At 70.7% G+C, this 24567-nt stretch carries 15 protein-coding genes; 9 read left to right on the top strand and 6 right to left on the bottom strand.

The genetic code is table 11. The features are described from left to right. Positions 1-88: 88 nt before the first annotated feature. Positions 89-1105 carry a LacI family DNA-binding transcriptional regulator gene (locus ACTWQA_RS25230; protein ID WP_443161556.1) on the bottom strand — a complete coding sequence of 339 codons (1017 nt, stop codon included), beginning with the start codon at positions 1103-1105 and terminating at the stop codon, positions 89-91. Positions 1106-1195: 90 nt separating this feature from the next. On the opposite strand from ACTWQA_RS25230, the gene ACTWQA_RS25225 reads away from it, so the two are divergent. Further along, a complete protein-coding gene (locus ACTWQA_RS25225; protein ID WP_443161555.1) occupies positions 1196-3016 on the top strand; it encodes a glycoside hydrolase family 35 protein in 1821 nt (606 codons plus the stop codon). On the opposite strand, the gene ACTWQA_RS25220 is transcribed toward ACTWQA_RS25225, so the two are convergent. After that, complete coding sequence (locus tag ACTWQA_RS25220; RefSeq protein ID WP_443161554.1) at positions 3013-4983, bottom strand: beta-N-acetylhexosaminidase family protein; 1971 nt, start codon at positions 4981-4983, stop codon at positions 3013-3015. The two genes, ACTWQA_RS25225 and ACTWQA_RS25220, sit on opposite strands and share 4 nt — an antisense overlap. Continuing rightward, positions 4980-6089 (bottom strand): LacI family DNA-binding transcriptional regulator, encoded by a 1110-nt coding sequence (locus tag ACTWQA_RS25215; RefSeq protein ID WP_443161553.1) that lies wholly within the window; start codon positions 6087-6089, stop codon positions 4980-4982. The genes ACTWQA_RS25220 and ACTWQA_RS25215 overlap by 4 nt, the downstream gene beginning before the upstream one ends. A gap of 230 nt (positions 6090-6319) precedes the next feature. Here ACTWQA_RS25215 and ACTWQA_RS25210 point away from each other — a divergent pair, with 230 nt between their 5' ends. From ACTWQA_RS25210 to ACTWQA_RS25180, 7 genes are all read left to right on the top strand, one after another. After that, the gene (locus ACTWQA_RS25210) at positions 6320-9313 is read left to right on the top strand and encodes an alpha-mannosidase (RefSeq protein WP_443161552.1); all 2994 of its coding nucleotides are present in this window, start codon (positions 6320-6322) and stop codon (positions 9311-9313) included. Between the two features lie 67 nt (positions 9314-9380). Continuing rightward, positions 9381-10670 carry an extracellular solute-binding protein gene (locus ACTWQA_RS25205; protein ID WP_443161551.1) on the top strand — a complete coding sequence of 430 codons (1290 nt, stop codon included), beginning with the start codon at positions 9381-9383 and terminating at the stop codon, positions 10668-10670. After that, a complete protein-coding gene (locus ACTWQA_RS25200) occupies positions 10667-11620 on the top strand; it encodes a carbohydrate ABC transporter permease (protein ID WP_443161550.1) in 954 nt (317 codons plus the stop codon). The genes ACTWQA_RS25205 and ACTWQA_RS25200 overlap by 4 nt, the downstream gene beginning before the upstream one ends. Then, positions 11620-12468 carry a carbohydrate ABC transporter permease gene (locus ACTWQA_RS25195; protein WP_443161549.1) on the top strand — a complete coding sequence of 283 codons (849 nt, stop codon included), beginning with the start codon at positions 11620-11622 and terminating at the stop codon, positions 12466-12468. Before ACTWQA_RS25200 ends, ACTWQA_RS25195 begins: the two co-directional genes overlap by 1 nt. Before the next feature lies 1 nt (position 12469). Then, on the top strand, positions 12470-13771 hold the full coding sequence (locus ACTWQA_RS25190; protein ID WP_443161548.1) for a glycoside hydrolase 5 family protein: 1302 nt from the start codon (positions 12470-12472) through the stop codon (positions 13769-13771). Between the two features lie 10 nt (positions 13772-13781). Then, positions 13782-16157: a glycoside hydrolase family 3 N-terminal domain-containing protein gene (locus tag ACTWQA_RS25185; protein ID WP_443161547.1), complete on the top strand. Its 2376-nt coding sequence runs from the start codon at positions 13782-13784 to the stop codon at positions 16155-16157. A 174-nt stretch (positions 16158-16331) separates the two neighbouring features. After that, on the top strand, positions 16332-18758 hold the full coding sequence (locus ACTWQA_RS25180; RefSeq protein WP_443161546.1) for an endo-beta-N-acetylglucosaminidase: 2427 nt from the start codon (positions 16332-16334) through the stop codon (positions 18756-18758). Positions 18759-18794: 36 nt separating this feature from the next. Here the strand turns inward: ACTWQA_RS25180 and ACTWQA_RS25175 are convergent, their stop codons facing one another. Continuing rightward, positions 18795-20360, bottom strand: a complete 1566-nt coding sequence (locus tag ACTWQA_RS25175; protein ID WP_443161545.1) for a hypothetical protein — start codon at positions 20358-20360, stop codon at positions 18795-18797. Positions 20361-20795: 435 nt separating this feature from the next. Between ACTWQA_RS25175 and ACTWQA_RS25170 the strand changes: the two genes are divergently transcribed. Continuing rightward, positions 20796-21263: a MarR family winged helix-turn-helix transcriptional regulator gene (locus ACTWQA_RS25170; protein WP_443161544.1), complete on the top strand. Its 468-nt coding sequence runs from the start codon at positions 20796-20798 to the stop codon at positions 21261-21263. Between the two features lie 95 nt (positions 21264-21358). Here ACTWQA_RS25170 and ACTWQA_RS25165 read toward each other — a convergent pair whose 3' ends face one another. Together ACTWQA_RS25165 and ACTWQA_RS25160 are read right to left on the bottom strand one after the other, a co-directional pair. Beyond that, positions 21359-23956 (bottom strand): hypothetical protein, encoded by a 2598-nt coding sequence (locus ACTWQA_RS25165; RefSeq protein ID WP_443161543.1) that lies wholly within the window; start codon positions 23954-23956, stop codon positions 21359-21361. Positions 23957-24225: 269 nt separating this feature from the next. Continuing rightward, positions 24226-24558 (bottom strand): antibiotic biosynthesis monooxygenase family protein, encoded by a 333-nt coding sequence (locus ACTWQA_RS25160; protein ID WP_443161542.1) that lies wholly within the window; start codon positions 24556-24558, stop codon positions 24226-24228. Between the last annotated feature and the right edge of the window lie 9 nt (positions 24559-24567).

Below are 24567 nucleotides of genomic sequence, written 5' to 3'. Positions count from 1 at the left end.
ACCGGAGTCCGGGTCCGGACGTTGTTACAGTGGCATCGATAACATAGAAGGCGCAAGAGGCACTTTGCGAACGGCCCGGCACGAGGGCTCAGGGACGACGCGGCGGCGCCGTGGAGTCGCGGATCGACAGCGACGCCGTGACGAGGGACTCGCCGGCGTCGGCTCCCCGCAGCAGCAGGGCGACGGCGGCCGCGCCGGAGCGGTAGAAGTCCTGCCGCACGGTGGTCAGCGGCGGGTGGCAGTAGGCCGCCAGGGCGATGTCGTCGACGCTCACGATGGACACGTCGCCCGGCACCGACCGGCCGCGCTCGCGCAGGGCGCGGATCACCCCGAAGGCCATCTCGTCGCTGGCGGCGAAGACGGCGGTCACGTCCGGGATCATCGCGAGGACCTGCCCCTGCCGGTATCCCGAGTCGGGCGACCAGTCACCCTCGAGCGGGGGCGGCGCCTGGATCCCGGCCGCGGCCAGGCACTCCTGCCAGCCCTCGCGCCGCTGGCGCGCCTCGATCCACTCATCCGGTCCCGAGACGTGCCACACCTGGCGATGCCCGAGGTCGAGCAGGTGCCGGGTGGCGATGCGGCCCGCCTCCTTCTGGTCGATCCCGAGCACGCGGGCGCTCGCGGTGCGGGAGCCGTCGAGCGTGACGGTGGGGATGTCCCGGGTGATGTCCTCCATCTTCTGCGTGACGGAGATGAGCGGCACGGCGATGACGATGCCGTCCACGCCCTGGTCGGCGAGCTTGGACAGGGAACGCTCCATCATGCCGGTGTCGAGCCTGGCGATGGTCGCGATGCTCACCGCGTATCCGGCCTCGCCCGCGGCCGCCTCGACGCCGGCGGTCACCGCGGAGCGGGAGTAGTAGCCGCCGGACTGCAGGAGCACGAGCCCGATGGTGTGGCTGCGCCCCGAGGACAGCACCCTGGCGGCGTTGTTGAAGCGGTAGCCGAGCTGCTCCACGGCGGCCAGCACGCGCTGCCTGGTCTCCGGGTTGACGTTCGGCGAGTCGCGGAGCGCGCGTGAGACGGTCTGCGCCGACACCCCGGCGGTCCGGGCCACGTCAGCCATGCTCGGCTGCCTCCTGGGCCGCGCGGTGGCCTTGGTCATGGCGCTCCTCTCTCGGGGGCGGGGCCGCCTGCCGTCTGCTGAATCATAGCGTCCTTGTTACACATGGCATCGATAACATAGTCTCGCGTGGTGATCGAGCTGCCTGCGCCGGACACCTCTCCGGCCCCGACGACGACCACGAGCGCGCTCACCTGGCGCGGGCGTCTCCTGCACCGGCACGGCGTACCCCATCGCATCCTGTCCGGGGCGCTGCACTACTTCCGCGTCCACCCCGACCTCTGGCGGGACCGGATCCGCCGGCTCGCCGACCTCGGGCTCAACACGGTCGACACCTACGTGGCGTGGAACTTCCATCAGCCCCGCGCGGACGAGGCGCCCTGCTTCGACGGCTGGCGGGACGTCGAGCGGTTCATCCGCATGGTGGGGGAGGAGGGCCTCGACGTCGTGGTCCGGCCCGGCCCGTACATCTGCGCGGAGTGGTCGAACGGCGGACTGCCGAGCTGGCTCACCGGCCGCGACGTCGCGATCCGCAGCTCCGATCCCGCGTTCACCTCCGCGGTCGGCCGCTGGTTCGACGAGCTGATCCCGCGCCTCGCCGCGCTCCAGGCCGGCGAGGGAGGACCGGTGGTGGCGGTGCAGGTGGAGAACGAGTTCGGCAGCTTCGGCGACGACCATGACTACCTGCGCTGGAATCGCGAGGCCCTGACCGCGCGCGGCATCCGCGAGCTGTTGTTCACCGCCGACGGCCCCACCGAGCTCATGCTGGATGGCGGCACCCTGCCCGGGACCCTGGCGGCCGTCACCCTGGGCTCCGAACCCGACGCCGCCCGGCGGCTCCTCGCGGCGCGGCGGCAGGACGAGCCGTTCGTCGTCGCCGAGTTCTGGAACGGCTGGTTCGACCACTGGGGCGAGCGGCACCACGTCCGCGGCGCGGACAGCGTCGTGCGCACGCTTGGCGGGATCATCGCCGACGGTGGCAGCGTGAGCATCTACATGGCGCACGGCGGGACCAACTTCGGGCTCTGGGCGGGCGCCAACGAGCACGAGGGCCGTTTGCAGCCCACGGTGACCAGCTACGACTCCGACGCGCCCGTCGCCGAGGACGGCACGCTCACCGCCAAGTTCTTCGCCGTGCGGGAGGCGCTCGGCGCGCGCGGACCCGTACGGATGCCCGTGCGGATGCCGACGCTGCCGTCGGCGCGCGTCCCGCTCGTCCATCGCGCCGACCTGCTCACCGGCCTGCGCGCCGTGCCGGCGCCCACCTCGACCGGCCCGCGCCCGGCCTCGTTCGAGAAGCTCGGGCTCGACGCGGGAATGGTCCTGCACACCGCGCGCCCGCGCATCCCGGCGGGAGAGCACCGGCTCGTCCTCACCGACGTCCGCGACCGGGCCTTGGTGTGCGTCGACGGCGCCGTCCTCGGCGTCGCCGGCCCCGGAGACCCGGAACTCCGGGTACGCGGAACCGGCGACGTCGTCTACCTGGAGGTCCTTGTCGAGAACCTCGGCCGGATCAACTACGGGCCGGGCATCGGCCGGCACAAGGGCCTGCTCGGTCCCGTCCTCGTCGACCGGCGGATCGTGCAGGGCTGGGACAGCACCCCGATGGCGCTGCAGGAATGGTCCGCCGGCGAGCTGGCCCGGGCGGTCGCCGCCGGCCCCGCGACCACACACGCCGGGTTCGCCGTCGCGACGATGCACGTCGACACGCCCGCGGACACCTTCTTCGCCCTGCCGGGATCGAGCCGCGGATTCGTCTGGGTCAACGGGTTCCTGCTCGGCCGCTACTGGGAGATCGGGCCGCAGGTCACGCTCTACTGCCCGGCGCCGCTGCTGCGCGCGGGCGAGAACGTCGTGACGGTCCTCGAGCTGGAACGGCTCGGGGCGGTCCTGGAGTTGCGGGACCGCCCCGAGCTCGGACCTCCGGAGGAGTACGTCGAGGAGTTCGGCTAACCCGCGACCTCCCACTGCCGGAGCCGGGCGTCCGCCTCGGTCAGGAAGACGTCGAGCACCCCGTCACCGACCTTGACCTGGGCGGCGCCCCAGCGGTTACGCGGCGGGCTGACCCGGATGGCGCGGGCCTGCTGCTGCAGGTCACGCGACTCGGCGAGCAACGCGCCGCTCTTGGCCTCGTCTCCGGCCAGCCGGGCGTCGAGCGCACCGATCATGGACACCATCGCCCTGCCCCACAGCTCGGTGGCGTCCAGCCAGGACGCGGCGTCAACGGCGAAGCCCTGCTGCACCGATCCGGCGCGGATGGTGGCCGGAGCCGTGGCGATGGCCGTCGCGTACGGGCGCATCGCGGTGATCGCGTCGGCGTGTCGCCCGTCGTCCCATGCCTGCCAGAACGCGGCCGTGCGGGCGGCGAGCTCGGGCGCCTGGGGCTGCCAAGGGGTGCCGCCGAAGGTCGGAGCCACGTGCTGCAGGTCGCCGAAGACCAGCAGGGCCTCGATGGCCGCCTTGTCTCCGCCGGCGAGGTAGGCCATCGCCCGTGGCCAGCTCTTCCTCGCGTCGTACTGCTGGTCGTTCCAGGTGAAGTCCGCGGCGCCGAAGACCGCGACCTTGCTGGCGTACGGCTGGTTCATCGGGTTGGCCACGATGCCGGACAGATGCGCGGACAGGCCGCTCTCCCGCTTGTCGTAGGGCGCCAGCAGGAGCCGGCCGCTGGTCTCGCCGTAGTCGTTGACCGGGTAGTTGTCCCAGACGAAGACCTTGCGCCCGAACAGCTCCGCCGCCTTCGCGGCCTGCGCATTGGTGATCTCCGGGGGCACGGTCTCGATGCCGGTCCACATCACCTCGATCGCGGGGTCGAGGGAGGCCCGCATGGTCTGCTTGTACGTGGTGTCGGTCAGATCGCCGTACTCGGTGGGCACCATCTGCAGCGGCTGGGTGCCTTCGCGGGTGGCGATGAAGCTCCGCTGCACGTCGTTGAGCAGATCGACCTGCGCCTTGGCCGCGGCGGTGCGTCCGGCCGCGCCGTAAGCGCTCTCATCGGCCGCGCAGTTCCAGCGGGTGTAGCTGATGTCGTCCAGCGGGAGGGAGAAGGCCCTGGCGCCCAGGTCGTAGAGCGCCTGCAGCTTCTGCTTGAGGACGGTGCGGTCCGCCTGGTCGGAGTAGCAGATCGACACGCCGGGGGAGAGGGCGAAGGTGAAGCGGACGTGGTTCGCGTTGGCCCGGGCCACCAGCTCGCCCAGTTCGGCGAGCTTGTCCGCCGGGTAGGGGTCGCGCCACTTGTCGCGGTGGTAGGGATCGTCCTTGGGAGCGTAGATGTAGGTGTTGGCCTTGACGTCGCCGTAGAAGTCCATCTGGTCGAGGCGTTCTGCGTGGGTCCACGGCGCACCGTAGAAGCCCTCGATGGTGCCCCGCAGCGGCATGGACGGGAAGTCGCTGACCTGGACTCCCGCCACCTTCCAGCCGTCGCCGGACGGGACGAACAACTGGCGCAGCGTCTGCACGGCATAGAACTGGCCCGCGGCGTCCTCGCCGCCGAGAGCGATCTGGCGCTGCCTGCCACCCGAGACCCGTAACGCGTACCCCTCGGCCTTGCCGGGCCGGACCGTGTCGCCGAGCGCCTGCGCGATGTCCGGCCGTGCCGTGGGACCGAGGCGCACCGTGAGCAGGCCTGGCGCCGCCGCCGGGATCGTGTCAGGGGTGACGATGTCCACCCGGTCGGCGCCGTGCGCCTTGAGTTCGCGTAGGAGGCGGTCGCGAGCCGCGGGGTCGGTCTGGTCGTCGGCGACCACGAGCGCCCGGCTGGTGACGGTGGCGGCGGCGCCGATGCCGTTCAGCGACTGTGGGGTCGGCGACACCGAGGGTAAGGAGCTGTTCGGAGCGGAAGCGGAATGGGCGGCGGGGATGGGCAGGAGTGTCCCGGCACACAGGGTGGCGGCGAGCACGAGGCACGTCGTGGGTCTTCTCACGTAACTCTCCGTTCGGCTGGAGGAGCGGTGCTGCCGCGTAGCACGAGCTCGGGGGTGGGCGCCTGCACCGCGCGGGGTTCCGGACGCTCGGCCATCACGTGGAGCAGTTCGGTCGCGGTGAGCGTGCCGAGCGCGTACGTGTCGCGGGTCAGGGCGGTGATCGGGGGATGGGGGAGCTGGGTGAGGATGGAGTCGTCGAAGGACACGATGGAGACCTCGCCGGGGATCCGTACGCCCATCTCGGTGGCGACGCCCAGCCCTGCCGCCGCCATGACGTCGCTGTCGTAGATGATCGCCGTGCACCGGGGGCTCGTCTCCAGCAGCTGGCGCGTGGCCGATGCGCCCTGGGTGTCCGAGTAGTCGGTCGCCACGCTCACGATGTCGAGGTCGAGTGATGCGTGCGCGTCGGCGATGGCCTGGAGGCGGCGTCGCGTGTGCTGGTAGGCGGGGACGCCGCTGACGTGGCCGATGGAACGGTGGCCGAGCGCGGCGAGGTATCCCAGGATGCGGGTCATCGCCGCGTGGTCGTCGACCCAGACGCTGGACAGCGGCAAGGGGCCTCCGTGGCCTCCCAGAATGACGGCGGGGAGGCGGAGGTCGGCGATGACCTGCGGCCGGACGTCGTCGACCGCGAGGTCGAAGAGCACGAGCCCGTCGACCCGGTTCTCGGCGGCCCAGCGGCGGTAGACCGCCACCTCCGCCTGGCTGTCCTCGACGATGAGGATCTGCGTGGCGATTCCCTCATTGGACAGGCGGGACTGCAGGCCGGACAGGACATGGGCGAAGAACGGCTCGACGCCCAGCGTGCGGGCCGGGCGTGCGATGACGATGCCGACGACGTCGTTGCTGGCCCCTTTGAGCGCGCGTGCGGCCCGGTGCGGGCGCCAGTTGAGCTCCTCGGCGACGTCGAGAATGCGCTTGCGCGTCGCGTCGCTGATGCCGGGGCGGGCGTTGAACGCCAGTGACACCGCCGACACCGAGACGCCCGCCAGCCGCGCGATGTCGGTGCTCCTCAACCGGCCAGGCGAGGCGCCCGTCACGGACTCGGAGGACTCGGGAGGGCCGGCGGCGGAGTCCTGGGGCGGAACCTCATCGTTCTGCGGCATCGCTTCTCCATCGATGTCTGGCCTGCGGGCGGCCGTCGTTATGGAAACGAGATGAGCTTCCCGCGTGACCATGAGAACTAGAACGTATTAGTCTGCGGACATCCTAGGCAACTAAAACGTATCAGGCATATTGTCATATCTCCGCTACGGAGAGGTACGAGATGCACAACCACCTCAGCCGCACGCTCGAGCGTCTCGCCCGTGTGAAGCGAGAACGGATCCTGCCGCGGATGCACACCCGGCTGACAGGTGTTGAGGTCGAGGCGTGGACGGTCGCCGATGATGGGGAGCCGGTGAGCGCCCGGCACGCGCTCGGCCTCGCCCGCGACACCGGCCGCGCCACCCCCGTCTACCGCCCTTTCCCTCTGGGCGCCGCCTGGGGAAAGGCCTGGTCCACGACGTGGTTCCGGATCCGGGGCACGGTCCCCCCGCAGCCGGGGCCGGTCGACCTCGTGCTCGACCTGGGCTGGTTCGACCACTCCGTGGGCGGTCATTGCGAGGGCCTGGTCTTCACCCCGGATGGCGCGATCGTCAAAGGCCTGCACCCACGCCAGTCCGGCATCCGGTTACACGGCGAGGGAGCCGTGCCTGGTCTGCTCGATACCGACGGCGCGTTCCTGCTCTACGTCGAGGCGGCGGCGAATCCCCTGCTGCTCGGGTTGCCGCCGTTCGTCGTCACCGAGCACGGTGAGAAGGGGGCGGAGGAGCCGTTCGAGCAGTTCAGGCTGCGCCGCGCGGAGGTCGCCGCGTTCTCGCCCGAGGTCCACGCCCTGTGCATGGACCTGGACGTGATCGGTGGCCTGGCCGCCGAGCTGAGCGCGGACGAGCCGCGTCACTGGCGGCTGCTGCGCGCGATCGAGGAGGCCCTGGACGTCTACGACGAGGCGGACGCCGAGGCCGGCGCCCGGCGGGCGCGCGCGATCCTCGCTCCGCTCCTGGCCATGCCCGCGCACGCCAGCGCCCACCGGATCACCGCCGTGGGGCACGCGCACATGGACACGGCGTGGTTGTGGCCGCTGCGCGAGACGGTGCGCAAGCTCGCCCGCACGGTCTCCAACGCGCTCGCCCTGCTCGACGCCGATCCCGCACTGGTGTACACGATGTCGTCGGCACAGCACTTCAGCTGGCTCGAGGAGCACTATCCGGAGCTGTTCGCCCGGGTACGGCGTCACGTTGAACAAGGGCGGTTCGTCCCGGTAGGCGGCATGTGGGTTGAGGCGGATGGCGTCATCCCCACCGGCGAATCGATGGTGCGCCAGCTGACCTACGGCAAGAGCTACTTCATCAGCCGCTTCGGCCGGGAACCGCGCGAGATGTGGCTGCCCGACTCCTTCGGCTACTCCGGCGCCCTGCCGCAGCTGGCCCGCCGGGCCGGGTCCCGCTGGTTCCTGACGCAGAAGATCTCCTGGAACGACACCACGGTCTTCCCGCACCACACCTTCTGGTGGGAGGGCATCGACGGCACGCGGATCTTCACCCACTTCCCGCCTGCTGAGACGTACGCCGCCGAGGTGACCGCTCGCGAGCTCCGTCACGCGGTCACCACGTTCAAGGACAAGGCGATCGCGTCCCATTCGCTGCTGCCCTACGGGTACGGCGACGGAGGCGGCGGCCCCACCAGGGAAATGGCCGAGCGGCTGCGCCGCTTCGCCGACTTGGAGGGCGCAGCCCGCGTGACTTCCAGGTCTCCGGCGGAGTTCTTCGAGGAGGCCGAGGCCGAGCTGCTGGACGCCGGACCTCTGCAGCCGGTCTACCGCGGCGAGCTCTACCTGGAGCTGCACCGGGGCACCCTGACCTCGCAGGCGGCCATGAAACGGCACAACCGGCGCTGCGAGTCGCTGCTGCGGGCGGCGGAATACCTCAGCGCGGCGGCGAGCACGCTGCGCGGGGCGCCCTATCCGCACGAGGATCTCGACGACATCTGGCGCACCGTGCTGCTGCACCAGTTCCACGACATCCTCCCGGGCACCTCGATCGCCTGGGTGCACCGCGAGGCCCGCGACACCTATCGGGAGATCGAGGAACGGCTGCACGGACTGATCAAGCAGGCCGGCGCGGCACTGGGCGGTGAGCAGGCCGATCCTGCGGGTGGCGTGCTGCCTCCGTTCGCCGTGGCGAAACCGCGTGCGGCCCCCGTCGAGGTCGCCGTCGAGGTCGCCGACGGCGGCGGCACCGTACTGGACGACGGCCTGCTCCGCGTCGTGATCGGCGAGGACGGCCACGTCACCTCACTCCTCGACCTCCGCAACGGCCGGGAGGTGGTCCCACCCGGCAGGCGGCTCAACGAGCTCCAGCTCTTCCGCGACGAGCCGGTGCGCTGGGACGCCTGGGACGTGGACCGGCACGTGCTCCGCCACCCCCAGGTGATCGACGAGGTCACGAGCCGGACGGTGATCCGCGACGGACACGACGCCGGCGTCGAGGTGGTCCGGCGGGCCGGCGCGTCGACGATCACGCTGACGATGTGGCTACGGGCCGGCACCGGGCGGTTCGAGACCGAGTGCGTCGTCGACTGGCGGGAACGCGAACGCCTGCTGAAGGTCGCCGTCCCGGTGCGGGTCATGGCGCGCACCGCACGCTTCGAGACCCAGTACGGATACGTCGAACGGCCGCTGCTCACCAACACCGCGGCCGAGGAGGCGATGTTCGAAGCCGCGATGCACCGCTATGTGCAGGTGACCGACGGCGACTTCGGCCTCGCGATCGTCAACGACGCGATGTACGGGGCCGACGCCCGCGCCGACGGCGACTCCACCGTCGTCCGGCTGTCCCTGCTCCGCGGCGCCCGCTTCCCCGATCCCCGCGCCGACGCGGGCACGCATACGTTCCGGTGGGCCGTGCTGCCCGGCGCGGACGTGCCCGCCGCGGCCGAGGCCGCCTACGCCTTCAACACCCCCGACCTCGCGGGCCTCCCGCAGGTGGCGCCGCTGGTATGGCTGGAGGTCCTGACGGGGCACGCGCTCATCGACTGGGTGAAGCAGGCCGACGACGGCTCTGGAGACCTCGTCGTACGGGTGTACGAGACGCAGGGAGCACGGGCGAGCGCCCGGCTGCACTGCCGCGAGGAACTCGGCGCCGGAGCCGTCCTGTGGGAGACCGACCTGCTCGAACGCGAGATCGGCGACGACGAGGACCTGCCCGTGGCCGTGGCCGGGCGGCAGGCAGGCCTGGCTCGTCTGGATCTCGGCCCCTTCCAGGTGGCGACGCTGCGCATCGCCCCGTGACCTGCCAGGCCCAACGCGTCAAGTGCGAAGGGAGCGGAGCTCCCGAGCCAATAAGAGAGGACATCCGATGACCACTATCGGGAAAGGCCGGGCCCTGATCGCAGGGCTGGCCCTGGGATCGCTGCTGCTGTCCGGATGCGGTGGCGACACGACGCCGCAGTCCTCGGGCGGGTCACTGTCGGGAACGATCAAGTTCCAGACGTGGAACCTGAAGAACGAGAAGTTCACGTCCTACTTCACTGAACTGATCGCGGCCTTCGAGAAGGCCAACCCGGGCACGAAGATCACCTGGGTGGACCAGCCCGCCGAGGGCTACCAGGACAAGCTGTCGGCGGACGCGGCCGCCGGGGCGCTCCCCGACGTCGTCGACATGGGCCCCGAGGCCGCCTACACCCTGGCCCAGGCGGGGGTCCTGCTCGACGTCGCCAAGGCCGACCCGCAAGCCAAGGGCCTGTACCTGGACAAGGCGTGGCAGGCGATGACGTTCAGCGGGCTCGGCGGCGGAACCTACGGCTACCCGTGGTACCTGAACACCGGACCGTCGTTCTTCAACAAGGCGCTGTTCGAGAAGTGCGGGCTGGACCCCGGCAAGCTGCCCGCCACCTACGACGAGCTCTTCAACCAGGCCGAGACCATGGCCAAGAACTGCTCGGACGTGTCGATGATCGTCAGGATGCCGGCCATCGAGAACTTCGGCGAGTACGGCGTCCCCCTCATGGACGCGGCCGGCAAGAAGTTCACCTACAACGACGCCAAGGGTGCGGAGTTCGTCGAGCGCTTCCGCAAGCTGTACGCCAGCAGGGGCCTGACCCAGGAGTCGCTGAACAACCTCCAGACCAAGGAAGTGGAGGAGTTCAAAGCCGGCCGCCTGGCCTACCTGTCCGGCAGCTCCTACACCCTGAACGACCTGAAGGACACCGCGCCCGACATCTACAAGGACCTGGGGATCGGGCCGCGGATCAGCACGGCCGCCCCCAACATGTACATCGAGTCGCTCGTCGTGAACGCCGCCGGCGAGAACCAGCCGCTGGCCATGGCCTTCGCCAAGTACGTCACCAACGCCGCCAACCAGCTCGCCTTCGGCAAGAAGGCCGACGTGTTCCCGTCGTCGGCCGGGTCGATGGACGACGAGTACTTCACCAAGGACGACGGCGACCCCGCCACGAAGGTGCGGCTGGCAAGCGCCGCCCAGGTCAAGAAGGCGGTCGTGTGGTGGCCGCCGGCCTTCTCCGGATCGGCCGACGCCGAGACTCTGCGCGAGCAGATCGCCCAGGCGCTGCTCGGCAAGAAGACGGTGCAGCAGGCGCTGGACGAGTCGGTGAAGTACTCCAACGAGCGGCTGGCCGCGCACGGATGACGGTCTCCGCTCAGCACAAGCTCTCCTTGCGGTGGGGCCGGCGCCGGCTCCACCGCGAGGAAACGGCCCTGTCCACGCATCGCTGGCGCCTGACCCCGTGGCTGTTCCTGCTGCCGGCGCTGGCCGTCATCGTGCTCCTGATCCTCCTGCCGTTCGTCAACACGCTGCGGCTGGCGTTCACGGACTCCACCCTGCTGAGGGGCGGGGAGTTCATCGGGTGGGAGAACTTCCGGCGGATGTTCGCCGACGAGCGGTTCGGCACCGCGCTGCTGAACTCCACCCTCTACACGGTGTGCGTGGTGCCGCTCATGGTCGCGCTGCCGCTCGTGCTGGCCGCGCTGGTGAGCGGCGCCGGCCGGCTGATGGGGTTCTTCCGCACCACGATGTACCTGCCGGTGATCATGTCGCCGGTCATCGTCGGGCTGATCTGGACGAACATGCTCGACAAGCGCGGCCTGGTGAACGAGCTGCTCGGCACGCTGAAAGTGGTCACCGAGCCCGTTGCCTTCCTCACCGACCGCTGGCTGCTGCTCTTCAGCGCGATGTTCGTCACCGTGTGGATGGGCCTGGGCTACTACATGGTCATCTACCTGGCCGCGCTGGCGAACATCGATCCGAGCCTGTACGACGCGGCGGCCATGGACGGCGCGGGCCCCGTGCGGACCTTCCTCCACGTCACCGTCCCCGGAGTGCGCTCCACGATGGGGCTCATCGGTGTCCTGTCCTCGGTGGCGGCCTTCCGGGTGTTCGGCGAGATCTACGTCCTCACGAACGGAACCGGGGGAGTGGGCGGCGGCGACCTCACGATGACCATGCTCATCCAGCGCGAAGGCACCGGCCTGCAGGCGCGTACCGGCTATGCGGGCGCGATCAGCCTGGTCATGTTCGTCATCCTCGGCGGGCTGCTCATCGCGCAGCTCGTCCTGCAACGCAAGCAGAGGACGTCCTGATGCCCGTCTCCGGTCCGGCCGCACGGACCAGCCGCCCGGGTCGCGTCGTGCGTTACCTGATCCTGCTCCTGATGGCCGTGCTGCTGGCCGGCCCCCTGGTGTGGCAGATCTCGCTGTCGCTCAAAGGCGCCGGCGACGATCTCTACGCGCGGCCGCCCGAGCTGATCCCCGGCCATCCCACGCTGGGGAACTTCGCGACCGTGCTCGATCGCATCCCGGTGCCCGACTACCTGCTCAACTCCCTGATCGTGGCCGCCATGGCCGTCGCCGGCAACGTGGTGGGCGCCACCTGCGCCGGCTACGCTCTGGGCAAGCTGCGCTTCCGCGGCAGGGGAGTGGCGGCCGGGATCTGCGTCGCGGCCCTGCTCGTCCCGGCCGAGACCGTGCTGATCTCCCAATTCCTGCTGGTCAGGGCGGCCGGTCTGGCCAACACCCTGCTGGGCGTCGTGTTGCCGACGATCGTGGCCGCGCTCAACGTCCTGCTCATGCGCAACGCGTTCCGCAACCTGCCCGCCGAGTTCGAGGAGGCGGCCGTCGTCGACGGCGCCAACGCCTGGCAGCGGTTCATCCGCGTCTCCGTGCCCCAGGTCAAGGGCGTCATCACCGTCGTGGCCATCTTCGCGTTCGTCGGCTCGTGGAACGACTTCCTGTGGCCTCTGATCGTGCTGTCCGACGAGGACAACTACACCCTCACCGTCGGGCTCAACCGCCTGCACGGCACCTTCTACGACGATCCGCGCCTCATCGCGGCCGGCACGATCATCGCCTTGATTCCCATCGTCGCGTTCTTCGCCATCTTGCAGCGCTACTTCTTCCGCGGGCTCGAAGCGGGAGGCTTGAAAGGGTGAAATGCTGAGATTCGGGGTCAACTACACGCCCTCCCGAGACTGGTTCTACTCCTGGCTGGACCCGGACTGGGCGGTCACCCGGCGCGACATGAAGGCCCTGGCCGATCTCGGCCTGGACCACGTCCGCGTCCTGCCGCTGTGGCCGCTCCTGCAGCCGAACCGGACGTTGATCCGCCGCCGCGCCCTCGACGACGTCCGTCACGTCGTGGAGATCGCCGGCGAAGCCGGCCTCGACGCCTGCGTCGACGTGCTGCAGGGACATCTGTCCGGCTTCGACTTCGTGCCGAGCTGGCTGACGGACTGGCACCGGCGCAGCATGTTCACCGACCCCGACGCCGTCGCCGCGCAGGCCGCCCTGGTCGAGGCGCTCGACGAGCACCTGCACGACCTGCCCAACTTCCTCGGCCTGACCCTGGGCAACGAGGTCAACCAGTTCACCTCCGCCCTCCATCCGGTCCCGATGGCGGCCACGGCACAGCAGGTGACGGCCTGGCTCGGGGCCCTGCACGGCGACGGCCCGCGCGAGCGGCGCCATTTCCGGCTCAACGCCGAATACGACGCCGTCTGGTACGCCGACGGTCATCCCTTCACCCCCGCACACTCCACCCGGCACGGCCAGATGAGCGTGATCCACTCGTGGATCTTCAACGGCACCGCCCAGGGGTACGGCGCGATGTCGCACGAAAGCGTCAGCCACGCCGCCTACCTCATCGAGCTGTCGCGCGCCTTCGCCCTCGACCCGGCACGTCCGGTGTGGCTGCAGGAGGTCGGCGCGCCGCTCAACCACCTCACCGAGGACCAGGCTCCCGGCTTCTGCGAGGGAACTGTGCGGGCGGCGGCCGACAGCGACGCCCTGTGGGGCATCACCTGGTGGTGCTCGCACGACGTGGAACGCAGGCTGGCCGACTTCCCCGACCTGGAGCACAGCCTCGGCCTGATCGCCGCCGACGCCACCGTCAAGCCGATCGGCCGGCGCTTCGCCGAACTGGCCGCGGAGCTGCGGCATCGGCCACGCCCCTCCCCGCGGCGGGAGGCCGTCGTCGTCCCGGTCGACTCCGAGGACGTCCCCACGTCCCGGGCGGAGCTCTCGCCCGGCGGCGGCGTCTTCGAGACCTGGATGCGCCGAGCCCGCGCCGGAGCCCGGCCCGCCCTGGTCACCTCCACGACCGCGGGCGACCCGCCGGCGCTGCGCGCCCGCGGCATCGAACGGCTCGTGCACGCCGAGCCGACGGGCCGTACCTTCTACAGCTCGGTCGCCGACGCAGAGGTGCTCGAGCGGATGGCCGCACATGCGGATCGCTGAGAAAGGGGACGTGGTAGAGCATCTCCTCGCCGAGCTTTCCCTCCGGGAGAAGGTCGGCCAGCTCAACCAGCGCCTCTACGGCTGGCAGGCCGTCGAGCGGGCTCCCCGGGGCGGCTTCCGGCTCACCGGCCTCGCCCGTGCCGAGCTCGACCGGTGGGGTGGGCTCGGCGCGCTGTATGGGGTCTTCCGCGCCGACGCCTGGTCGGGCCGCTCCTGGGCCGATGGGATCCGGCCAGAGGAACGCGCCGAGGTCGCCGCGCTCGTCCAGGACGAGGTGTCGAGGGCCGGCCGGCACCGCATCGGCGTGCTGCTGTCGGAAGAGGCCCCGCACGGGCACCAGGCGCTCGGCGGGACGCTGCTGCCCACGAACCTCGCGGTGGCCGCGGGCTGGGATCCGGCGCTGCTGGCCGAAGCAGCGGCCGCCGTCGCGGCCGAGCTCGCCGCGAGCGGGGTGCACCTGGCCCTGGTGTCCGCGCTCGACCTGCTGCGAGACCCGCGCTGGGGCCGGGCGGAGGAGTGCTTCGGCGAAGATCCGCTGCTGGCCGCCGAGCTCACCAGGGCGCTGGTGATCGGCATGCAGGGCGGCGATCGTGGCGCGGTGGCCCGCGACGGTGTCGCGATCGTGCTCAAGCACCTGGCCGCGCAGGGCGAGGCCGTCGGAGGGCGCAACGGGCAATCCGCCGTCATCGGCGCCCGCGACCTGCGCGAGCTGCATCTCCCGGCCGTCCGGGCCGCGGTGGAGGCCGGGGCCCTGGGCTTCATGGCGGCCTACAACGACATCGACGGGGTGCCGTGCTGCGCCAACGGCGACCTCCTCACCGGCTTCCTGCGGGCCGAATGCGGCTTCGACGGCATCGTCATGGCCGACGGCCTGGCCGTGGACCGGCTCACCGCGATGACGGGCGACGCGACGGCCGCCGCCGTGGCGGCGCTCGAGGCCGGCGTGGATCTGTCCCTCTGGGACGAGTCCTTCACCCTTTTGGAGCAGGCCGCCGCGGCGGACCCGCGGGTGGCCGAGTTGGTCGACGCCGCCTGCCGCCGGGTGCTCACGCTCAAGCACCGCCTGGGCCTCCTCGCCGCCGCACCCGCGGACGGCGCGCCCGCTGCGCCCGCCGATGGCGCGCCCGCTGCGCCCGCCGATGGCGCGCCCGCTGCGCCCGCCAACGGCGCGCCCGCTGCGCCCGCCAACGGCGCGCATGCTGCGGCCGCCGACGGCGTAGGTGCGCGGGTCCCTCACGAGGCGCTCACCGTGGCCACCCGCAGCACCGACGACCTCTCGCGTCGCCTCGCTCGGCAGTCCCTCGTCCTGCTCCACAACGCCGACCGGCTCCTGCCCCTCGACCGACGGGCGCTGACCAAAGTGGTCCTCGCCGGCCCCAACGCCCGCGACGTCACCGCCCTGCTGGGCGACTACGTGCCACCCCTGCCCGAGCAGTCGGCCGCCAGCCTGGACCTCGCCCTGCGGCAGGCGCTGCCCGACGCCGAGGTGCAGACCGCACCCGGGGTGCCGACGGCGGCCGAGCTGAGCGGCGCCGACGTCGTGATCCTGGCGCTCGGCGGGACGAGCCACCGCACCTACGCGGAGGACTTCGCCGCCAACGGCGCGATCGCCGGCCCGGCGGCCGTCGCGACCGCAGGGGAAGGCGTCGACCTGGCCGACCTCTCCCTGCCCGGCGGCCAGGACGACCTCGTCGCCGCCGTCCGCGCGCAGGCCGGCTGCCCCGTGGCAGCCGTCGTCATCGCCGGCCGCCCACACGTGCTCACCAGCGTGCTGGACCACACCGACGCGCTGCTGTGGGCCGGCTACCCCGGTCCACACGGCGGCCACGCGATCGTCGACGCGCTGCTCGGCGGCTACGAGCCGGTCGGCCGCCTGCCGTTCACCGCACCACGCCATCCGGGCGCCGTGCCCGTCCGCCACAACGACCGGCATCCGGCCGCCGGCGTCTACCTGGACGCGCCGGACCCGGTGCTCTTTCCCTTCGGCTCCGGCCTGCGCTACCGGCCCGTCCTGTTCGATCGACTGACCGCGGAGGTGCACGCGGGCACGGTCCGGGTGAGCGTAGACGTCGTCAACCCCGCCGGCCCCGAAGCGGAGGTCGCCGAGGTGATCGTGCCGCTGTTCGGCCGCCGCACCGGAGGCGTCGTGCTGCCTCGCCTGCGCGAGCTGCTCGCCTTCCGCAGGGTCACCGTCCCGCCGGGCGCCCGCACCACCGTCGTCTGGGACCTGCCCGCCGCGCGCTGCTTCGCCGAGGGCGCGGGGGACCGGGCCCGCACCGACCTGTACGTCGAGGACCTCCACGAGACCATCCGTCCGCTCAGTCACCCCCAGGCCGACATCCCCTCCGGATCGGCCGAGCCCATGACGCACAGTAAGGAGTCGTGATGTCCCGATCACCTCGCACCGGCAGACGGGTGACGACCCGCGCGGGCACCGCTGCCCTGGACGGGAGAGAGCGCGGTCGGCGCCAACCAGCCCTACCAGCACGGTTACTCCGCCCCTGACCTGCTGCGCTGGAACCCCGCCGACGACGCCCACGCCGCGTTCTTACGCGCCAAGGTGCCGCTCCAGAAACGCAACCCCGCCAACGCCGCCACGCAGCGCAATCCGGCCCTGCCCGCCGACACCCAGCTGCTGAGCCTGGCCGGCGACTACGGCAACGCCTTCTTCGAAAGCCACCCTTACACCAACGAGTTCAGCCAGCACCTCTTCAGTTTCTGGCAGTACGCCGACTTCTACGCCTCCTGGCACGGCATGCCCACCGAGGGCGTGCCGGTGAGCTACTACGACCCGACCGCCGACTGGCGGGAGAAGTGGTTCGAGTTCGGGATGCTCAACCTGCCCAACCCCGGCTACACCAACGCGGCCCACGCGAACGGGGTGCGGTCGCTCGGCTGCATCTTCTTCTCCGACCACGACCGCGGCGACCAGGCCTACACCGAACTCCTGGTCCGCGACGGCGAGGGCGGCTTCCCCGTCGCCGACAAGCTCATCCAGGTCGCCAAGTTCTACGGCTTCGACGGCTATTTCATCAACCAGGAGTCGCGGGTCGCTCCGGCCGACATCCCGGCGTACAAGCAGTTCCTGCAGGCCATGCGCGAGGGCGGCCTCTACGTGCAGTGGTACGACTCCATTGACGACTCCACCGGCGCGATCTCGTACCAGAACGAGTTCAACGCGGTCAACGGCCCGTTCGTGCGCGACCCGAAGCTCGGCGACGTGTCCGACTCCATCTTCCTCAACTACTGGTGGAACAGGACCAAGCTCACCAACTCCAAGAGCTACGCCGCGAGCCTCGGCCTGGACTCCCGCACGAGCGTCTTCGCCGGTGTGGAGGCCGGGAAAGACCAGTTCAACCAGCCCTACAACCTCGAGGACAACCTCGACGCGAGTGGTGCGCCGATGAACGCCATCGCCACCCTCGGCGCCGACTTCGTCTCCTCCGACTACGCCGGCAAGACCGACGACGCCGCCCAGCGGGACGTCTTCGACCGGGAACGCCGCTGGTGGACCGGCTCCTCACAGGGCGCCACCACGCCGGAGGGCACCTGGAAGGGCATCTCCAGGTACATCGCCGAACGCTCCGTCATCGGCGGCACCACGTTCGCCACCTCCTTCAACACCGGCCACGGCCTGTCCACCTGGACCAAGGGCCGGCTGTCCAACCCGAAGGAGTGGGGCAACATCAACCTCCAGGACATCCCGGTGACCTGGCAGTGGTGGATCGACGCGGCGGGAACGCCCCTCAGCGCCGACTATGACTACGGCCCCGCGTACACGCCGGCGAGCCGGTTCGCGTACCAGAAGATCGGCGCCTACAACGGCGGCAGCTCGCTCGTCCTCAGCGGCACCCTCGACAGCGACAACACCGTGCGTCTCTACAAGACGGACCTGAAGATCACCAAGGGTTCGGCCCTTGAGCTGACCTACAACAAGCCCTCGGCGAGCGACGACTCCGAACTCCGGCTCGGCCTCGTCCTGGCCTCCGACCCGGGCAAAGTGATCCAGCTACCGCTGACCGGGTCGGGCGAGCGCACCACGGGCTGGACGACCCGGTCGGCGGACCTGTCGGCGTACGCCGGTCAGCGCGTCGCCGCGCTCGGCCTGGTCGTCGCCGCCGGCGCCCAGCCGATCTCCGGCTACCAGGTCAACCTGGGTTCCTTGGTCCTGCGCGACGGCGTCGATCACACGCCCGCCGCGCCCAGGGACCTGCGGATCACCCAGTTGCTGCCGGAGACCGGTGAGCTGTTCCTGTCGTGGAAGCGTGCCGGCTACGACGAGGTGCGCCGCTACGACGTCTACCTGGATGACACCTATCTCGGTGGCATCTACGACGACGTCTACTACGTCAAGCGACTCACGGCCACGTCAGGGACGATCAAGCTGGTGGCGGTCGGCCACGACGGGTCGCAGAGCCCTGCCGCGACCGTGTCGTTCGACCTGGCCACGGCGCCTCTCCAGGTCACCGCGCAGGCCGAGCCGGACGGCACGCTGAGCGCCGCCTGGACCCCGCCGCCGTCCGGCGGTCCCATCACCGTGAAGGTCCGCAGCCTCGACACGGCCCGCCCGTACACCAAGGAAGTCACGGTGACCGGCACGGGCACGACCCTGACCGGCGTGCCCGTCAACGGCGACGCCTATCTCCTCACCGTGCGGGCGGGAACGGGCACGACCACCGGCGTACGCGGAACGTTCGCCGACACCGAGATCAGCCCCTATCCTGCCTCGGCGGTGACGATCAACGGGAACACGTTCACGTTCGCCCGGCCGGCCCTTCCGGACTGGCACACCCTGACCATCCTCGAGGACGGCCAGGCGAAGACGTTCGCGACGACCTACAACTCGGGCGCCAAGCCGCACATCATCCGCGGCCGCACCACCCGGGCCGCCGAAACGGTGACCATGTCCAGCGCCACCAGCAAGGTGGTTGCGGTCTTGGAGGACTACGCCGGCAACAAGGCCACGACCGTGCTCCGAGGCAACTGATCGCGAAGGCGCGGCTGAACCGCGGGCGCCCGCGGTTCAGCCGTTGAACCAGCTCCATGAATCGGTGGTGACCTCGCCACCGATCTCACCAAGATCTCCGAAAAGGGCGGCGACCCGGTCCCGGTTGGCCTTCAACGGCAGGTCCGCGTTCAGCTCACCGCGTTCCACCAAGGCGGTCAGGCAGGCGATCAGCCGCTCGTCGGGGTCCCACTCCTGCACCTGCACTCCGAGCCGTCGCTCCAAGGCCGCGGCGAGCGGCTCCGCGGGGACGTGCGTCAGCGCGACGCTGTAGGCGTACTCCCGCCCCGCATCTCCCGCGCGAGACAGGTAATCGTAGTGCTCGTGGAATCGGAGCGCGGTCAGCCGGACGACAGGCGTGCCCGCGACCCGGGAGTCCAGCGACACGCTCAACGTGAAGAGACAGTCGGTCCGTTCCCGGTAGGTCTTGAGCAGGGTGTGGGCACGTTCGCCCCGCGTCTCGTACGGCACCCCGGCCGCGGCGCACCATGTCGCGACCTGATCGGCGTTGTCCTGGGGCGAGCGCCCTTCCCCCGGCGAGGCGCCCAGGTCACCGCGTTCCGCCAGGGCGGTGAAGCAGTCGAACAGGCGGTCCTCCGTGCCGGGCTCCGCAGGCAGGTCCAGCCGCCGTTGAAAGAACGCGACCAGCGTGTCCAGGGACGTCAGCGGAGCGATGACGCTGCTGCGGATCGGCGTGCCCTCCTCACGCCGATCAGGGGGGAAGTACATCTGGCCGAACTCGATCCTGGGCCGGCCGTCGACGGTCTGGATGTCGACGCTGAGGAACAGCGTGCCCCCGCCCGGGAGGTCGTGCGTACGGAACAGGTCGTGGCGGCGGCGCGGTCCGTCCAGGCGGCAGACCAGGCCGGCCTCGTCGCACCAGGCGTGTACCCGGTCACGGTTTTGGCGGAACGGCAGGTGATCGCCTAATTCGCCGCGCTCGATCAACATCGCGAAGGCGTCGACCAGGCGGTGTTCCAGACTCCCGGCACGCGAGCGGCCCAGACGAGCCTCGAGCATCCCGACGAGCGGATCCAGCCTCTCGCAGTCCACCCTGACTGTGTGCGGAGAAGCCTGGTTCTCAGGCCCGGAGATCTTGTACGACTCGAGGAATTCCACCGAGATTCCCTGCCCGTCCCTGTCGCTGATCTCCAGGACGAGATGGCGGCTGTGGCCGCCGCCGGCCTCCGGCCGTACCCGCAAGAGGACATGACGGCGGATGCGCCGTAGCGTCGCGCCGTTCCAGTCCCGCATCACTTCATGGAACACACCCGCCTCGGTGCACCAGGCGGCCACCAGGGTGACGGTGTCGCAGCTGTAGAACCCCGTGACCTCGTTGAGCTCGCGCGGCTTGTCCCGGCCGGACAGAACGGCCCAGCAGGCGATCAGCCGGTCCGCCAGGCTGCCCGCGTGCGGCTTGCGTGAGCCGCCGAGCTTCTGCTCGAAGTACGGCACCGCGACATCGAGCGCGGTGAGCGGGACGGCGACCTTGCGGTGATCATGCGAGCGGGCGGGATCCGGTGACCGGTGATGCTCGATGAGCTCGACCACCGGCTGCGGCCCGTCGTCGCGGCGGCCTGCCATGAGCAGGACGGTGCCGGCGCTTATGTCGTTCGGAAAGCTCGCCAATGTCTGTGCTGGCATCATGACGGCAACCTACGACCCTGGGCGGCTCTCCTGCCGGCAGGCCGGCGTGCCTGCTTCGAGCTGGTAAAGGCTCCCGAGGAGCGGCCAGGTCAGGGTGGCCACCTCCGCTGGTGTGCGTGGGCATCCGCGGTGGAGTCAGTCGGCGGCCACGCCGATGAGCGCGCCGGCGACGAACGCGGCGGGTCATGCGGGATGTCGATCGACGAGGTGGTGTGCCCGGGAGGGGAGTCGCCGGTCGCGCATCGGAGGCGTTCCGCTGGTTCCTCGAGACCCCCGGGGTCGTGGGGCCCGCCGAGCGGGTAAAGGAGCTGACCGACAGTGCCGTCCCGAAGGATGCATGACATGTCAAGCTCCTGGGTAGACTATTAGCGTATGAGCGACGCACCCCAATGGCTGGACCCGGCCGAGCAGCACGCCTGGCGTGCCTTCGTCCGCCTGCACCAGAAGCTCTTCGCCAGGTTGGGCCGGGACTTGCAGGCGCACTCCAAGCTGTCCGGCGCCGACTTCGAGATCCTGGTGGCGCTCACCGACGTTCCGGAGGGCCGGCAGCGATTCCAGGAGCTGGCCAAGACGGTGGAGTGGGAGCAAAGCCGGCTGTCCCACCAGATCGCGAGAATGTGCAAACGCGGCCTGGTGGCCCGGGAGGAATGCCCGGAGGACGCCCGCGGCGCCTTCGTCGTCATCACGCCCGCCGGCCGCCACGTCATCGAAGCCGCCGCCCCCCAGCATGTGGCCATGGTCCGCCGCCTGGTCATCGACGCCCTCAGCCCGGACGAGCTCGCCGCCCTCGGGCGGATCTCCCACCGCATCCTCGAACAACTCGACACCGTGTCACCGTGACGCTCTCGCCGCGGTCCTCAACGTCCGGACCGGAGCCGGGGTGACCTGCGCGAGTGGCGGACCCGCCGCACGGGGTGCGGCGGGTCGTGGTGGCGTCAGCCGCGTGATCTGTTGTCGGTCTCGAGGACGAGACGAGCGAGCTCGAGCCGGTCGACATCCGGTCCGTACGCCGCCGCGTTGCCGAGGACGATCGCGCCCGCGCCCGTGGTGAGCGTGAGGGGCGTCGCCTGCGGCCAGAAGTTGTCCCAGGCGTAGTTGTGCCGGAACACGCCGCGCGTCGTCGTGCCGCCGGTCTCGCTGATGTCGAGGAAACGGCTGATGACGTCGGTGTTGTACGGGTGGCCGGTGTTCGTGTCGGCGTTGGCGTAGTGCACCACCAGGACGTACTCGCCGGGGCCGAACCCGTCCGGGCGGGGGAGGGTGAGCGTGTTGCCCGGGCCGTTTCCGATGTTGCCGACGTACGCGCCCGCGGAGGCGTTCGACCCGCTCGTGGCGGGTACGTTGACCACGTTCACGGTTCCGGCGCGCGTCGCCTGCTCGGCCTCGATCCGGTGGACGGCCGCGTCCGCCTGCGCCACCCGTACCGTGGTGAGCTCGCGCAGCTCGAGCCGGGCCGGGCCGCTCACGTCGATCGTGGAGATGCCGGCCGGGAGGTACACCCGGGCCCGTGAGGAGCCCTCGCCGGGGTGCGTCGCCCGCAGGCCGCGGATGGCGCGCCCGTCGATTCGGACCGGCAGCTCGCCGGCGCCGGCCGCCCGGTAGGCGAGCGTCAGGTCGTAGTAGCCGTCCTCGCTCGCGGCCACGAAGAACGTGGCCAGTGCGTCGCCGCCGAGCGCGATGGCGGGGCCCTTCGCCTCGCGGGTGATCCGCGCGCCGCCGGACAGCCGCGCCTCGTCGGCGGAGTAGGCCGCGCGCTCGGCCCCGGTCACCTCGGTGAGGTCGAACCTGTCCAGCGTGATGTCGCTGCCGGGCAGCCGGCTCGCGCCGTCGGCGCTGGTGCGCACGGACAGCTCGTGGGTGCCGGCGGTCAGCTCGACGTCCACGTCGGTGCGCCCGCGGTAGGTCCAGCCGAGGTTCGCCGAATACTGCACGATCTGGTTCAGCTTGCCGTCCACGAACAGCGCGTGCCTGCCCGGCACCTTGTTCGCGCCCTGGTAGATGCCCAGCCGGTAGCGGCCGTCGCGGGGCACGGTGACGGGGAACGTCACGGCCGAGTCGACCCGGTTCATGGCGCCGACGTCCCGCCTGCCGGAGGTCGCGTACAGCTGGGGGTTCGCCGTCGTGTCCTGGTTGAAGGCCTGTGCGGAGGTGAGCGCGGCGGACTCCGCCTCGACCGAGACCGTCCATGGCGCGTCGGGCTCAGGCTCAGCGCCGCTCGCGGGCACGATGGTGACCCGGTAGGCGGCCATCACGTCCCCGCCGGGCAGGTCCACCCGCAGCTCGCCCCCGGACACGGTGGCGCGCCTGGTGGCGGTGACCGGCGGCTTGAGCGCGTCGCCCTCGTACCCGGTCCAGGTGGTCCTGGACACCACGACGTCGACCTGCTTGCCGAAGACCGCGGGGTCGAGCCCGGAGATGTCGAGCTGCACGGGCTCCGAGCCGCCGCCGACCAGGATGGTGCCGCGCCGTGCGGACTCGTCGATCGCCGCGACGGCCTGGACCGTGTCGGCGACGTTCAGCTGGGGCGGTGTCGCCCCGACCGTCTCCCCGGTCAGGTCCGCGTACCACTTGAGCAGCCACCAGCCGCCGTTGGCCTGGCGGGTGCGCACCGCGTGGTCGTCGAGGTTGCCGGCGTAGGTCCAATACGCCATGTCGGCGTCGACCTTGGTGTCCTCGAACAGGGAGATCCACTGGATCATCTGGCCTGGGACGGACATGTCACGCCGGTTGCCGTACTCGTCGATGTTGATCGGCAGCGGGCCGATGCCGAGCTCGCGCTCCATCGCGCGGTAGTGCTCATAGTGGCCGCGGTAGGAGGCGAGCTTGTCGCGCTGCAGCTCGTGCCAGGCCATGATGTCCGGCAGGCAGTTCCCGCCGGCGCAGCTCGCGTCCTTGGCCCAGGTGAGGAAGTCGCGCAGCCGGCCGGGGTTGTAGGCCGCCTCGTTGGGACCGACGATCCTGGCGTCAGGGTCGATCGACCGGATGCGCTCGAACACCAGCTTCCAGTCGTCGAAGAACTTCTGCTTCAGCGCCGCCCAGTTCTGGTACCAGATCCCGTCGGGCTCGTTGAACGGCACCCAGACGAACTTGTCCTTGTCTCGTGGCCGATCCCGGACGACCTTGCGCACCATCGTGTCGACCTTCGCCAGATAGTCGTCGATGCCGCGGTTCTCATAGGGCCACTGGCTGTAGACGTCCTGCATGTAGATGACGACCTCCTCGCCTCCGGCGGCGAAGAAGCCGTCCGCGACCACGAGCGCGTCGCCGTTGGGATGCTGGTCGCCGTCTGGGGCCTTCTGCGCGATGGTGCGCGGCCGGGCGCCGGCGAGGAGGGAATCTCCCGGTACGCCGGGGTCCGACAGGCCGTACAACATGCCGGTCGCACCGCCGTGGACGGGACCGGTGCGCTGTGCGAAATCCACGGCGACCACGTCGAGGGCGGCGGCTGCGGTGGCTGGGGTGGCGGTCAGGGCGGCGAGCGTCGCCAGGGCGGCCGCCGTGCCGGCATGCCGGAACAACCGATGTCGGTGCATGACTGTCCTCTCCTGGGTGCCGGGCTGTTCGGCCCGGCTGGGGGGTGCGACCCGAGGGGGCGCCGCTGACTCGGACCGGCCCCCAAATCGCTGGTGTGACCGGTCACATGCATGAGCGTAAGTGTGAGCGGTCACACGCTCCCCGGGGAAGGGGCCTTTGCGGGATCGTTACGCGCGGATTTCAGGAGTGCGACGGTGGCTGTGCGGCGGACTTGTGCCCGAGCAGGCGCGACGGCCCAGGTCTGCGTGAGACGAGGGCCGGGTCGCGGTCAGCTGTGGTGCACGGATTCGACGGTGTGCAGGTGGGGGTCGAACTGGTCGGCGATGGCGGCGGCCTCGCGCATGTGCACCTGGGCGTCAGGGTTGCCGAGCATGGCGTGGAAGGCGTCCGCGGACTGCCACTGCGCGTAGTTGACCACGCGGGTGCCGTCGGTGCTGGCGTGGATGTTGGCGGCGATGAATCCGGGCAGATGCTGCATCACCTCCTCGGTGGCGCGCACCAGCAGGTCGACCAGCTGCTGCTGGCGGCAGGCCTGGACGGTGAAGACGTTGATCAGTGTGGCGATCGGGGCGTCGGCGGTGATGGTGGTCGTGGCGGTCATGACGTCCTC

This window comes from Nonomuraea sp. 10N515B (assembly GCF_052245915.1).
Taxonomy (GTDB): Bacteria; Actinomycetota; Actinomycetes; order Streptosporangiales; family Streptosporangiaceae; genus Nonomuraea.
The sequence above is the reverse complement of the archived record's forward strand: the minus strand, read 5'-3'. Positions and strand labels throughout refer to the sequence as shown.